The 13,913-nt window shown below is 63.1% G+C and carries 11 protein-coding genes; 4 read left to right on the forward strand and 7 right to left on the reverse strand.

All coding sequences use genetic code 11. The annotated features are described in order from the left end of the window. Positions 1-67: 67 nt before the first annotated feature. The 3 genes from ACIPOO_RS01165 to ACIPOO_RS01175 all read right to left on the reverse strand — a co-directional run bounded on the left by ACIPOO_RS01165 (position 68) and on the right by ACIPOO_RS01175 (position 3,550). Positions 68-997, reverse strand: a complete 930-nt coding sequence (locus ACIPOO_RS01165; RefSeq protein WP_400603811.1) for an LD-carboxypeptidase — start codon at positions 995-997, stop codon at positions 68-70. A 139-nt stretch (positions 998-1,136) separates the two neighbouring features. Beyond that, positions 1,137-2,609 (reverse strand): mechanosensitive ion channel domain-containing protein, encoded by a 1,473-nt coding sequence (locus tag ACIPOO_RS01170; protein ID WP_400603813.1) that lies wholly within the window; start codon positions 2,607-2,609, stop codon positions 1,137-1,139. A gap of 167 nt (positions 2,610-2,776) precedes the next feature. After that, positions 2,777-3,550, reverse strand: a complete 774-nt coding sequence (locus tag ACIPOO_RS01175) for an SDR family oxidoreductase (protein WP_400603815.1) — start codon at positions 3,548-3,550, stop codon at positions 2,777-2,779. Positions 3,551-3,740: 190 nt separating this feature from the next. Here ACIPOO_RS01175 and ACIPOO_RS01180 point away from each other — a divergent pair, with 190 nt between their 5' ends. Further along, positions 3,741-4,316, forward strand: coding sequence for a TetR/AcrR family transcriptional regulator (locus ACIPOO_RS01180; protein ID WP_400603818.1), 576 nt, complete (start codon positions 3,741-3,743; stop codon positions 4,314-4,316). 172 nt (positions 4,317-4,488) lie between these two features. Here the strand turns inward: ACIPOO_RS01180 and ACIPOO_RS01185 are convergent, their stop codons facing one another. Then, the gene (locus tag ACIPOO_RS01185) at positions 4,489-5,250 is read right to left on the reverse strand and encodes an SDR family oxidoreductase (protein ID WP_400603820.1); all 762 of its coding nucleotides are present in this window, start codon (positions 5,248-5,250) and stop codon (positions 4,489-4,491) included. A gap of 329 nt (positions 5,251-5,579) precedes the next feature. Between ACIPOO_RS01185 and ACIPOO_RS01190 the strand changes: the two genes are divergently transcribed. From ACIPOO_RS01190 to ACIPOO_RS01200, 3 genes are all read left to right on the forward strand, one after another. Continuing rightward, the gene (locus tag ACIPOO_RS01190) at positions 5,580-6,584 is read left to right on the forward strand and encodes an NADP-dependent oxidoreductase (RefSeq protein ID WP_400603822.1); all 1,005 of its coding nucleotides are present in this window, start codon (positions 5,580-5,582) and stop codon (positions 6,582-6,584) included. Positions 6,585-6,815: 231 nt separating this feature from the next. Beyond that, entirely contained in the window at positions 6,816-8,159 is a 1,344-nt protein-coding gene (gene pssA / locus ACIPOO_RS01195; RefSeq protein WP_400603826.1) for a CDP-diacylglycerol--serine O-phosphatidyltransferase, read from the forward strand. 5 nt (positions 8,160-8,164) lie between these two features. Next, positions 8,165-8,806: a TetR family transcriptional regulator gene (locus ACIPOO_RS01200; protein ID WP_400603828.1), complete on the forward strand. Its 642-nt coding sequence runs from the start codon at positions 8,165-8,167 to the stop codon at positions 8,804-8,806. Positions 8,807-8,930: 124 nt separating this feature from the next. Here the strand turns inward: ACIPOO_RS01200 and ACIPOO_RS01205 are convergent, their stop codons facing one another. The 3 genes from ACIPOO_RS01205 to ACIPOO_RS01215 all read right to left on the reverse strand — a co-directional run bounded on the left by ACIPOO_RS01205 (position 8,931) and on the right by ACIPOO_RS01215 (position 13,756). Then, positions 8,931-12,494: a molybdopterin cofactor-binding domain-containing protein gene (locus tag ACIPOO_RS01205; RefSeq protein ID WP_400603830.1), complete on the reverse strand. Its 3,564-nt coding sequence runs from the start codon at positions 12,492-12,494 to the stop codon at positions 8,931-8,933. A 13-nt stretch (positions 12,495-12,507) separates the two neighbouring features. Further along, a complete protein-coding gene (locus ACIPOO_RS01210; protein ID WP_400603833.1) occupies positions 12,508-12,993 on the reverse strand; it encodes a (2Fe-2S)-binding protein in 486 nt (161 codons plus the stop codon). Positions 12,994-13,297: 304 nt separating this feature from the next. After that, the gene (locus tag ACIPOO_RS01215) at positions 13,298-13,756 is read right to left on the reverse strand and encodes a MarR family winged helix-turn-helix transcriptional regulator (protein WP_400603835.1); all 459 of its coding nucleotides are present in this window, start codon (positions 13,754-13,756) and stop codon (positions 13,298-13,300) included. Positions 13,757-13,913: the final 157 nt, after the last annotated feature.

Genomic DNA, 13,913 nt, shown 5'->3' on the forward strand with positions numbered 1-13,913 from the left:
CCACAGCGGGGCGAAACCCCGCCTTCAGGTGACATATGTGCGCCGGTAACGCTCGTGCAAAGACCGGTTATCGCGTGGCCGGAGCCACGGTGAGCGTTCCTGTATCCGCATCGAGTACCGCGTGGCTGCCCAACGCCACAGCGTGGTTGCGGTCACCATGACCGATGGACAGGCCACCCAGCACGGGAATGCCCAGGCCACCAAGGCGCTCCATCAGCACTTCAGGCGGCCGAATTGCATTGTTGCCATGCCCTGGCTCGCTGAACTGGCCGACGGCAATGCCCGCCAGCTGCTTGAGAATCCCGCAATTGCCCAGGTGGGTCAGTAACCGGTCGACGCGATAGGCCAGTTCGCCCACGTCTTCGATCAGCAGGATCGCGCCTTCAAGGTTCGGCATGAACGGCGTGCCGACGCAGGTACTGAGCATGCTCAGGTTGCCGCCCAGCAATGTGCCTTCGGCGACACCCGAGGTGCGCACGCTGAAGGTCGGCTCGGCCTGATCGGCGAGCACCACCATAGGCTCGGTGCTCATCAGCGCGTGTTTCAGGGTGCTGGCGAACAGACCGCCACGTTCGAGTTGCGCGGCCACCGGGCCATGCACTGTCACAAGCCCGGTACGGGACCAGAGCGCAGCGTGCAGCGCGGTGATATCGGAAAACCCGACCACCAGCTTCGGATCCCGGCGCACGGCGTCGTAGTCCAGGTGTTCGATGATCCGCTGCACGCCGTAACCGCCGCGGTTGCACAGCACGGCGCGAATCTCCGGGTCGGCCAGCGCGTCGTTCAGGTCCGCTGCGCGGTTCGCGTCACTGCCCGCCAGGTAGTGTTCGGCATCCAGCGCGTGGGGATAAACCCGAGGTTTGAGCCCCCATGCGGTCAGTTCACGCACCGCCGCTTGCACCCGGGCTTCGGCCACCGGGCCGGCAGGCGTCACCAGGGCAACGGCATCGCCAGCGCGCAGGACGTGGGGATTGAGAGTCGGGCGGGCAACAGACATTTGGACAACTCGGCTGGCTTTTGAATGAACCGGCAATTTAGAGCACTCCCTTGATCGAATCCAGTCGCTCTTTGCGCTGCGGCTGGTCGGATATGCCTGAAGCCTCGCGCACAAACTGGCATCGATGGCGTAGGCATTTTCAACTCATCTTGTCAGTCGGCCCTGGCCCTCGATTGACCTGAAACCGCGTGACGCTCTTGCGCAGCCAGCTCATGAAGCCGCTGGGGTCGGTGATGACCGGTTTGGTTTCGAGCATCGCCGCCCGGGCCTTGCTGCGGAATTTCGCCAGCCCCGCCAGCGCACCGATCATCTCGCCATGCTCTTGCAGCCAGGGCTCGAGGTCGGCCTTGTCGATGCGGTAGATCATGCAATCGGTGTAGGCGCAAAACCGGCCGACCGTGGGTGTGCCGTCGACGAATCCGGTCTCGCCGAACACCTCGCCCGGCCCCATGCGCCCTACTTCCATCCAGCCGTCCGGACGCTGGATCGACACCGACATCACCCCGGACTCGATAATGAACAGCGCATCCGGCACCACCCCCTCGGCCAGCACCACGTCCTTTCCCGCATAAGATCCCAGGCGCATGTGCTGTTCAAGCTGGGCGCGGTCTTCGTCGCTGAGCATGCGCAACGCGCCGACGGTGTTGAGCACCGCCGATTGCCGCGTGGCGGCTCGGGACTGATCCAGCCGTGTTTCGGTGGACGCCAGTTGCCGGTGAATCAGATCGTAGAGCTGGTTGCGCACGGCGGAGCGGCGGTCGCGGGACTTCACGTAGCCGGTGACTTCGTACTCGACGCTGCGCAGGCCGGATTTGACCACCACCGCCGACGCCTTGGGCTGCGCCAGCAGTTCCCGGCAGCCGAGAATGGCCTTGTCCAGCGAGTCGAGCACCAGGCTTGGGCGCAGGCGGGTCGGCAATTCGATGGTCAGGCTGACCGAATGAAAGTGATCGGGGCGGCTGAAATTGACGATCCGGGTCTTGGCCGCCATGGCGTTGGGAATCACCGCCATGCTGCCTTCGGAGGTCAGCAGGTGGGTGGAGCGCCAGTCGATCTCAATGACTTTGCCTTCGATGTCGTCGACGCGAATCCAGTCATCGACCCGGAACGGCTTGGTGGCGTTGAGCACGATGCCGGAAAACACGTCGCCCAGGGTGCTCTGGACCGCCAGACCGAAGATGATCGCCACCGCGCCCGACGTCGCCAGCAGGCCCTTGACCGGCAGGTCCAGCACGTAGCCTGCCGCCGCCACTGCCGCTACCAGGAAGATGATGGCGCCCATCACGTCCTGCAACAGATGGCCTTTGCCACCGATGCGCGGCTCCATGACGACCACCACCAGCACGGTCAGCGTGCGGGCACCGAACAGCCACCAGGCGATGGTCAGGATGGTGGCCAACACATGACGCGGCACCGACCATTCCACCGGGACCTGATAAAGGGGGCTCAGCCCGCCATCAAGCAACGCCATGCTGAACAGCACGAACAGCACCAGCCGGCAGACCAGCTTGCGCCGTAATAGCCGGGGGTGCATCCATTGCCAGAGCACCAGGTCGATGACCAGCAGCACAGATGCGCTGACGAGGGGATAGGCGAACCACAGGTGATCCATCAGAGCTCCCTGAAGATAAGCAGCCACAGCAGCTTAGCTGATTAACGTGGGAGCGATGGGTACTGTAGGAGCGCGCTTGCCCGCGACGGCGTTGTGTCAGGCGAAACAGTTGTCACCGACACACCGCCATCGCGGGCAAGCGCGCTCCTACAGGTGCAGTTGCACGATCATCCGCGAAACAGCGGAATCCCCCATGGCGCGCCGATGTTGCCGCCATCGACCACGATTTCGGCGGCGGTCATGCCGCTGGAGGCGTCAGAGGCCAGGAACATCACGGCCTGGGCCAGCTCTTCAGGATCGGAGAAGCGCCCCATCGGAATGCGCGGCGACATGGCTTTTTCAGTGGCGTCGATGGTCGTACCGGCCCGCGAGCCACGGCTCCAGATCGGCGTGCGGGTCGCGCCGGGAATGACCGTATTGACCCGGATGCCCTTGGGTGCCAGTTCCGAGGCGAAGACCTTGGCCATCGAGGTGATCGCCCCTTTGGTGGCCGAATACGCCGAGGAGCCGGGCGAGCCCAGTTCGCGCATCACCGAGCCGTTGAGGATCACCGCACTGCCCTCCTTGAGCAGCGGCAAAACACCCTGCACGGTAAAGAACACCGACGTAAGGTTAGTGCGCACGATCGATTCGAACGCTTCGAGGGTGGTGTTGCCCAGTGGCGTGGCGCCAGAGATACCGGCGTTGGCGAAGACCACATCCAGGGTGCCAAACGCATCACCCAGCGCCTTCACCACCACTTCGATGTCGGCCAGGTTGTTCACGTCGGCACGAATGCCCAACACGTCGCCGCCAAGTTCGGCGACAGCGGAATCGAGCTTGGCCTGATCGCGGCCGGTGATGGCCACGCGCGCGCCGTTTTCCAGCAGCAGCCGGGCGGTGGCCAGGCCAATGCCGCTGTTGCCGCCGGTGACCAGAATGGTTTTGCCTTTGACCGTCATGATTGCTCCTTTCACTGCATCGAGTGGGATGGGTGGGATCGACGCCTGGCACCTGCCAGAACGTTATGGATTACAACCATACTCTTATTTTAGATTTCGTCCACACTCCAAATTAAAATTTTATCTATCGTCATTTGGCGTATGATCGCTCACCATATTGTGGTGAAAAGTGATTACCGGAGACCTCCCCATGTCGCGCTCGCAGGCAGACAAAGCCATCATCCATGACCATATCGTCAATCTGGCGGCCGAGCGTTTTCGCGAGGTTGGCCTGAACGGCATCGGTGTTGCGGACTTGATGAAGGAAGCAGGCCGGACCGGCGGCGGCTTCTACAAGCATTTCGAATCCAGGGAGAAACTGGTGGAGGAAGCGCTGCAATGCGCCTTCGACAAACGCACCAAGGCGCTGGAAAAGTACACCGACCCCGAGTCCACGCTGACCCTGAGCGATCTGGTGGAAAGCTACTTGAGCGAACGCCACCTGAATGATCCCGGATCCGGCTGCGCCCTCGCCGCAGTCATGAATGACGTCGCGCGCAGCAGTGACCCGATCCGTGAACTCTACACCCGGGAATTGCAGAACGAACTGGCCGTCATTACCTCGCTGACGAACAGTAAACAGCCGGCGAAGAAGCGCTCACAGGCGCTGCTGGCGATGTGCGCGCTGGTGGGGGCGATCGGGTTGTCGCGGGCGGTCAAGGATGAGGAGTTGACGGCCGAGTTGCTCGACACCGGCAAGACCTTGCTCAAGGCGCTGGATGCCTGAAGGTTGGCGTGCCGGAATTCGGCGCCCCGCTCAAGATCGCTCCCGCTGGCAAGCCAGGCTGCTACGGGGCCCCGGTGCGCTCACAAAATCCGCCTCACCTCACATCCCGTAGCAGCACGGCTTGCCGGCGGGGCGATCTCATAGGCGCCGCCGGTAACCTGTAGTGACAAGATCAAAATGCCGTCACACCGCCATCCACCGCCAGCGAATGCCCCGTGGTAAAGGCCGCGCCGTCGCTGCACAGGTACAACACCGCGCTGGCGATTTCCTCGACTTTGCCGATGCGCCCTACCGGGTGCATGGTTGCGGCGAACTCGGCCTTGCGCGGATCGGCCTCGTGGGCGCGGCGGAACATGTCGGTGTCGATCACTGCAGGGCATACCGCGTTAACGCGAATCTGCTTCTTGGCGTACTCGATGGCCGCTGATTTGGTCAGGCCGATCACCGCATGCTTGGACGCCGCGTAGATGCTCATCTTCGGAGCAGCCCCCAGGCCCGCCACCGAGGCGGTGTTGACGATGGCGCCACCGCCCTGGGCCAGCATCACCGGCAACTGGTATTTCATGCACAGCCACACGCCCTTGACGTTCACGCCCATGATCGCGTCGAACTCTGCCTCGCTGCCCTCGGCCAGCTTGCCCTTCTCGATCTCGATCCCGGCATTGTTGAACGCATAATCGACCCGGCCATAGGCCTGCACGGCGTCGCTCATCATTTGCCGCACTTCGGCCTCGCGGGTCACGTCGCAGCGCAGGAACAGCGCCTCACCACCGGCCTGGCGAATCAGCTCGGCGGTCTGCTCCCCGCCATCACTGTCCAGATCCACCGCCAGCACTTTCAAACCCTGTTCGGCGAAGGCCAGCGCCGTGGCGCGGCCAATCCCTGCGGCAGCGCCGGTGACCAGGGCCACTTTGCCTGCAAACGTCATGCTCATGGAGTCGTCCTTTATTGTTGGAATACGCAGCGCGTCCGTAGCAGCACGGCTTGCCGGCGGGAGCGGTGTGTCAGTCGAAAGCGTTGTCACAGTTGGATCGCTCCCGCCGGCAAGCCGTGCTGCTACGGGTATGAGGCAGTTTAGTCACGGCGTGGCCGCCGCTGTCAGCACTATAAAATGGCCGTTTAGACCATCATGGATGACAATGATGTATGGCCTTGCGGGCATCATCGAACTCTATCGACGCGCATTCGTAGAACAGTCATCGCTTGCCGTAATGGCATTGGCGGTCTATCACTGGCGTTTCCCTATTCATCCAGGAACCTGCCATGACCGCCCTGAACAATCGCCAATTCCTCCTGGCCCGCCGTCCTGTTGGCACTGCCAGCCGCGATGATTTCACTTTCCAGACCGTACCTGTCGGGCAAGCCACGGACGGCCAGATCGTGGTCAAGAGCGAATACCTCTCGCTGGACCCGGCCATGCGCGGCTGGATGAACGAAGGCAAGTCCTACATTGCGCCAGTCGAACTGGGTGCGGTGATGCGCGCGCTGGGTGTCGGCCAGGTCGTTGAGTCGCACAACCCGAAATTTGCCGTGGGCGATTACGTCCAGGGTGTTCTGGGGGTTCAGGACTACTTCGTTGGCGAGCCCAAGGGCTTTCACAAGGTCGATCCCAAGCTGTTGCCGCTGCCGGTGTACTTGGCGGCGCTGGGCATGACCGGCATGTCGGCGTATTTCGCCCTGCTGGAAATCGGCCAGCCCAAAGCCGGTGACACCGTGGTGATTTCCGGTGCGGCGGGCGCCGTGGGCAGCGTTGCCGGGCAGATCGCCAGGATCAAGGGCTGCCGCGTGATTGGCATTGCTGGCGGCCAGGACAAGTGCAAGGCGCTGATCGAGGAATTCGGCTTCGACGGCGCCATTGATTACAAGAGCGAAGACATCCACGCCGCCCTCAAGCGCGAGTGCCCGAAAGGCGTCGATGTGTTTTTCGACAACGTCGGCGGTGACATCCTGGATGCCGTGCTCACCCGCCTGGCACTCAAGGCGCGCGTGGTGATCTGCGGGGCGATCAGCCAGTACAACAACAAGGAAGCCGTCAAGGGACCGGCCAACTACCTGTCACTGCTGGTCAACCGTGCGCGCATGGAAGGCTTCGTGGTCATGGATCACGCCGAGCACTTCGGCCGCGCGGGCATGGAAATGGCCGGGTGGCTGGCCCAGGGCAAGCTGAAGAGCAAAGAGCATGTGGTTGAAGGGCTGGAGACCTTTCCGGAAACGCTGCAGATGCTGTTCAAAGGCGAGAACAACGGCAAGCTGGTGTTGAAGGTCTGACTGATTTATACCGGACTGTAGGAGCGCGCTTGCCCGCGACTGTGGTGTGTCAGGCAAAACAGTTGTCGCAGGCACACCGCCCTCGCGGGCAAGCGCGCTCCTACAGTCGGGAGTGGGCCGAGCTTTTCCTGAAAATCCGCTGAACAACTCAACGAAGCTGCTGCCAAAGGCACCAATAGGCGCACTCTGGTGTAAGCTCGTGCGCTGTTGATTCGACCCATCGAGAGGCTTATGCGGGCTCCCTTCCGACGCTCTACCCTTGCAGCGCTGCGCGGCTTTGAATCGTCCAGCCAGGCCATCACCCTTCTGCCGGGCGCGGCCGACTATCGGCGCGTGTTGCTGGAGAAGATCGCCCAGGCGACCCGGCGCATCTGCATCGTTGCCCTGTACCTGCAGCAAGATGAGGCCGGCCAGGAAATCCTCGACGCGCTGTACGCTGCCAAGGCTGCCAACCCGGCGCTGGAAATCGTCGTGCTGGTGGACTGGTTCCGCGCCCAGCGTGGCCTGATCGGGGCCGGCAAACAGGCGGGCAACTCGGCGTGGTACCAGGCGCAGAATCTCGAGCATGAGCACGAAGTGCCGATCTATGGCGTGCCGGTGCAGACCCGCGAGCTGTTCGGCGTGCTGCACCTCAAGGGCAGCATCATCGACGACTGCGTGATCTACACCGGTGCCAGCATCAACAACGTCTACCTGCACAAGCTGGGCAAATACCGCCTGGATCGCTACCAGTTGCTGGAAAACCGCGAGCTGGCCGACTCGTTTCTGCGCCTGGTGCATGAACAGATCCTGCCGTCCGACGCCGTGCATCGCCTGGACCTGCCCTCCCCGCCGGCCTCGCGCAGTATTCGCGGGGAAATCCGCCAGTTCCGCCAGCGCCTCAAGCGCGCCAGCTACGACATCAACGAAGGCGTGCGGGAAAACGGCGAAATGCGCCTGATCCCCCTGCTGGGCATCGGCAACAAGAACCCTCTGAGCAAGGTGCTGTGCGACCTGATCGCCGCCACCCGCCATCAATTGACCCTGTGCACGCCGTATTTCAACATGCCGCTGGTGGTCAAGCGCGAGATCAACCGGGCGCTCAAGCGTGGGGTCAAGGTCGACATCATCATCGGCGACAAGACCGCCAACGACTTCTTCATCCCGCCCCAGGAGCCGTTCAAGGTCATTTCCGCGCTGCCGTACCTGTACGAAATCAGCCTGCGCCGCTTCATGCAGAAGCACCAGAATGCGGTGGCCAGGCACGACCTGAACATTCATTTGTGGAAGGACGGCGACAACACTTTCCACCTCAAGGGCCTGTGGTCGGACGAGCGCTATACGCTGCTCACCGGCAACAACCTCAACCCCCGCGCCTTTCAGCTGGATCTGGAAAACGCCGTGCTGATCGACGACCCCAAGGGCGAATGGCTCGAGCCGCGTGCTGGCGAGCTTGCGCTGTTGATGCGCAACACCCACCGCGTCGGCAAGTTCGATGAGCTGGATACCCTGAGCGAATACCCGCTGGGCGTACGGACCTTCCTGCGTCGGGTCAGCCGCGTGCGGGTCGAACGCCTGCTGTACCGGATCCTCTGATCGCCATGAGCAAGAACACTGGCGTCCGCGCCCAGCAAGCCGAAGAAACCCGGGCGCGCATTCTCAAGGCGGCCATCACGGTGTTCACCCGCGATGGCTATTCGGGCGGGCGTATCGAGAAGATTTCCGCCGAGGCCGAGTCCAACGACAGGATGATCTACTACTACTTCGGCAGCAAGGAAAAACTCTTCGTCAAGGTGCTGGAGCACACCTACGAGCAGTTCAACCAGGCCGAAAGCCAGTTGCAGCTCGACCCGGCCACGCCCGTCGAAACCCTGCGGCAACTGGTGGCGTTCGTCTGGGACTACTACGTCAGGCATCCGGAATTCGTCGCCATCCTCAGCATCGAAAACCTGCACAAGGGCAAGCACGCCAAGCAGTCCAGCGAGCTGCGACGCCTATCCGGAGAAGCGGTGGGCGTGCTCAAGCCGATCATCGAGGCCGGCCAGCAGCAGGGCCTGTTTCGCAGTGACGTTGACCTCAAGCACGTCTACCTGATGATCGCCTCGCTCTGCTATTTCTATAACTCCAACCTGCACACCCTGACCTCGTTTCTGGGCCAGGACATGGGCGGCCAGGGACAGCGCCAGGACTGGCTGGCGTTCATTCAGGATCTGGTTGTGCGTGGGGTAAGGGTGTTGAATTGAGATGAGCCTGTAGGAGCGCGCTTGCCCGCGACCGCGGTGTGTCCAACGGCGTTGATTTCCCTGATACACCGCGGTCGTCCGAATGCGGCCCAGACCAAGCGCGCTCCTACAGAGGTTTGTGTGATCAGTGGCTACCTGGGTTTGCCTTGAGGTACGCGACTTTTTCCGGCAATCCCGTCCACTGCGGCTCATTCGGCGCGAAGCGGCTGCGCAGGTAGGCGGCCAGGTCGCTGATCTGCGTATCGCTCAGGCTGTCCTTGAACCCCGGCATGTAACCCAGATCCCGGGTGGCCGGGTTGGCGATGCCCTGCTGGATCACTTTAATGAGGTTATCCGGCAATGCGCTGTGCACATTGGAGTTGCTGGCCAGCGACGGGCTGACGCCAAACAGCTTCGGCCCTGCGCCGTCGGCGTGACAGCCCTGGCATGACCCCTCGAACACCCGCCGGCCGTTGCTCAAGGACTGCGCGGAAACAACTGGCTGTCCAGTGGTTGCCGTCTGCGGTGCGGCCTGCGCCGAATCATTGAGCGACGCCAGATACACTGCCATCGCTCGCACATCCGACTTGGGCAGCTTCGACAACTCGGACACCACCGGCCCCATCGGCCCCGCCGCCACGCCATGGGCGTCGGAATAACCGGTGCTCAGGTAGTTGAAGAGTTGATCCTCAGTCCAGGGCGTCGGCGATTTCGACAGGCTGTTGAGCGCCGGTGCCTCCCAGCCATCGACCATGCCGCCGGCCAGAAACGAAGTGCCGCCCTTTTCCGCGCCCATGAAATTGCGCGGCGAATGACACGCTGCGCAGTGCCCCAGCCCGTTGACCAGGTACTGCCCGCGATTCCACTGCGCACTCTGTTCAGGCCTGGACTGCACCTCGCCCTTGCGCAGAAACAACGCGTTCCAGCCCGCCATCAAGGGCCGCATATTGAACGGGAACTGCATGTCATTGGCCGGCTGCACCTGCCTGACCGGCGTCTGGGACATCAGGTAGGCATACAGCGCTTGCATGTCGGCATCGTCGATATTGCGAAACGCCGTGTAGGGAAATGCCGGGTACAGGTGTTTGCCATCACGACTGATCCCGTCACGCATCGCCCGTTCGAAGGCAGGATAGGACCAGTTGCCTATGCCGGTTTCCGGGTCCGGGGTGATGTTGCTGCTGTAAAGGGTGCCAAACGGCGTCTGCATCGCCAGGCCGCCGGCATTTTTCACTCCGCCGGGCGCCGTATGGCACACCGCGCAATCCCCGGCCGACGCCAGCAAACGGCCGCGCTCCAGGGTCGCCGCCGACCAGGTGCCTGCTGCGGGCGGCGTGATCGGGGCGATTTCGGCGCGCCAGGGCAATGCCGTTGCCGCCATGCCCAGCACCGCCCCGAAGGCTGCGAACAACGAGCCGAACAGCCATTTCGAACGCTTGGCTTTGGGTGACTCAGGCGGGTTGGCGTTGGCCTCGTCACCGGCATTCTTCAATGCCGCCAACACCCGTTCCGCCGTGATCGGCAACTCACGAAAACGAATGCCGGTGGCGTCATAGATCGCGTTGGCGATGGCCGCCGCGCTCGGCACCGACGCCGATTCACCCGCGCCCATGGGCGGCTCGGCCTGGCGCGGCATCATCATGACATCGACCTTGGGCACCTGCGGGAAGGTGAGGATCGGGTAGCCGCCCCACTCCTTGCTGGCGATGGTCGATTCCTCGAACGTCACCTGCTCCTTGAGCACGCGACTGGTGGACTGGATGACATTGCCGTGAATCTGGTGCTGCACCCCGGCCGGGTTGACCATCATCCCGGCGTCGTGGCCGATCACCACCCGCGTCACCGAAACATCGCCGGTGTGCTTGTCCACCGCCACATCGGCCACCCACGCCGCCCACGCCGCACCAAAGCCCGGAAACTTGCTGTGAATGTAACGGGCGTAGGCGAACCCGCGCCCGCGCAACACGCCGTCTTGTTCGGGGATCTGCATCGGCTGTGTCCGGGGCGACCAGTCGGCCCGCGCAGCGGTGGAGCGCACCAGTTCGGCGGCGCGCTCGTCGTGCAGGTAACGCAGGCGGTATTCAACCGGATCGACCCCGGCGGCAAACGCCAGTTCGTCGATGTAGGACTCATGGGCAAAGGTGTTGGGCAACGCCGACACGCCGCGCATCCACGAGGCACGGACGATGGGCGCCATGTCGTTGATGGCCACGCGCATGTGCTCGATGTCATAGGGCGGGATCGAGGTGCGGTCGCCCATTTCGAACATCACCGGCACCGGCTCGACCCGCCCGGTCAGCAGCAGCGCCAGGGTCGGCGAGTTGTTGGACGGATAGCTGGTGGTGAAGTCATAACCGGCAATACCGCCGTCGGCATTGATGCCGCCATCGACTTCCATCAATTGCGCCGTGCCCTTGGGCTCCCACGCGTGCTCCTGCTCGCGGGTCAGTTGCACCCTGACCGGCAAGCCCACGGCACGGGACAGCAACACCGCGTCGGCGCACACATCGTCCGCACAGTTGCGCCCGTAACAACCGGCGGCCTCCATGCGAATGATCTCGATCCGCTCTTCGGGGTATTCCAGCAGCCAGGCCAGATCCACCCGCAGCATGTGTGGGTTTTGCGAGCCGGACCAGACGCGAATGCCGTCAGGCGTGTAGTCCGCCAACCCACAGGAGGGTCCGATGGAGCCGTGAAGCTGGTAGGGCCACAGATAGGTGCGCGTCATCCGCTCACTGGCACCGGCCAGTGCCGCATCGACATCGCCTTTGTCCAGCACCACCCGCTTGATGCTCGGGTTGTCGCGAATGGCCTGCTCCACATCGCTCATGTCCGGCAATTGATGCTGCCAGGGCTTCCAACTGACTTTCAGCTCCTTCGCAGCCTTGGCCGCCTGCTCTTCGCGCATCGCCACCACGCCGATGAAATCACCCAGCACCACCACTTTGACGATGCCGGGGATGTGAGCGATGGACGACTCGTCCACCTCCAGCAGGCTGGTGCCCACGAACGCTCCCGTGTCATATCCGGCGTAGGGCGGGCGTACGACCCGGCCGTGGAGCATGTTGGGCAGGCGCATGTCGTGAACGTAGGTCAATTCGCCGGTGGCCTTGGCCGGAATGTCCACGCGGGGGGCGACGGTGCCCACCAGTTTGTAGTCTTCAAGCCGTTTGAGCGGTGCGTTGCCGGAGATGCGCAACTCGATGTGCTCGCCCGTCAGCAACTCGCCAAATCGACAGTGGCGTCCGTCCGGCGCCTTGATCGTGCCGCGTTCAATCACCAGGGAGGCCGCATCCATCGCCCAGCGGTGAGCTGCCGCCTGCAATAAATAGCGGCGCGCCTCGGCGGCGGCATTGCGCAGCGGGATCGCGGAAATCTGCAAGGTCGCGCTGGCGATGGTCGCGCCCTGATTCGGCGCGCGCTCGGTGTCGCCCAGAATCATGGTCACCTGATCCATCCCAAGGTCCAGCTCTTCAGCGACGATCTGCGCCAGGGAGGTGCGAATCCCGGTGCCCAGATCGACGTGACCGTTGAAGGCATACACCGAACTGTCCTGATCGATGGCGATGAACAGCCCCAGTTCCTTGGGCTTGACCGTGGGCGTGCCACCTTTGGCGACGGGGCCGGAGGGCGGCAGGATGTCGTCGACGATGAGCAGCACGCCGTCTTTGGCCAGGAAGGAATCGCGAGTGGGCGTGGTCTGGGTCATGAGTGCATCCGGTTCAAAGCGGGTGACGGGCGGCCCGCATGACCGCGCGCAGGATTTCGATGTGGGTGCCGCAACGGCAGAGGTTGGCCGAGAGTTCGTTGCGGACCTCGGCCTCGCTGGGATGCGGGTTGCGGTCGAGCAAGGCCTTGGCGGTCATGATCATGCCGTTCATGCAGTAGCCGCATTGCGCGGCCTGCTCGTCGATGAACGCCTGTTGCACCGGGTGGGGGCACTGGCGCGAACCGATGCCTTCAAGAGTGGTGATGTCCCGACCTTCGGCGCCGGCCAGCGGGAACACGCAGGAACGTGCGGCGACCCCATCGACGATCACCGTGCACGCGCCGCACTCCCCCAGGCCGCAGCCGTACTTGGGGCCGTTGAGCTGCAGGTCATTGCGCAGGATCAGTAATAGCGGCGTGTCCGCCATCGCCGTGACCGTCGCGGTCTGACCGTTGACCCTCAGCGCGACGGTCCTCTCCCCCGTCAGCGGCTCGCTCATATCGCCTTCCCCATGTGTTACCGCCTGTCTCTGGCTTTTGATGAAGTGGTTACTTCATGAAAAGAGAGCAGGAAGCGTGCCAGTGGGGAACTGAATGCACATCGACGGGGAACTGTAGGAGCGCGCTTGCCCGCGATGAGGGTGTGTCATTAAGAAAATTTTTACCTGACACACCGCCGTCGTCCGGATGCGGCCCAGACCAAGCGCGCTCCTACAATGCGGTTGGTGGGGTGTCAGGTGACAGATCAGGCACAGGCAGACCGCCCCCGCCGGCAAGCCGTGCTGCTACGGGGAGGTGGGGGCTTTACTCTTCGGGTTCGTCGATCAACTTGCGCAGCAGAAACAACACCGCCACCCGCTCGGCCGGGTTGAGGCGGCTCAGGGTCAGTTCGCTGATCTGCGCCGCGCGGGGCACGGTTTCCTGCACCAGTTGCAGGCCGCTGTCGGTCAGGCTGCAGATGACTTTGCGCCGGTCCTGCGGGTCGGGATCGAGGCTGATCAGGTCGCGCGCCTTGAGCCGGTCGACGATCCCGCGAATGGTGGCCTGATCCACCGCAGTGGCCTTGACCAGTTCGGTCTGCGAGCTGGGGCCGTGATCGCGCAGTGCGCAGAGGGTGACGAACTGCACGGCGGTGAGCTGCGAATCGCCGACGTTCTGCTGGAAGATCGCCAGGTGCCGCTGATAAGCCTTGCGCAGCAGGTGGCCGACCTGCTCGGAGAAGGTGTAGGACGCATTATTGTCGGAGGGGTTGTCAGTGGACACGGGTGGCTCGTTCGGCGGCTTTAAACATGGGCGGTACATTAACGGTTGCGGGCTTGCAGGGGAATCTCGATTGCCCTGTAGGAGCGCGCTTGCCCGCGATTGCGGTGTATCAAACGACGTCGATTTACCTGACACACCGCCGTCGCGGGCAAGCGCG

It is taken from the genome of Pseudomonas sp. NPDC090201, from assembly GCF_044746825.1.
Lineage (GTDB): Bacteria > Pseudomonadota > Gammaproteobacteria > Pseudomonadales > Pseudomonadaceae > Aquipseudomonas > Aquipseudomonas putida_AD.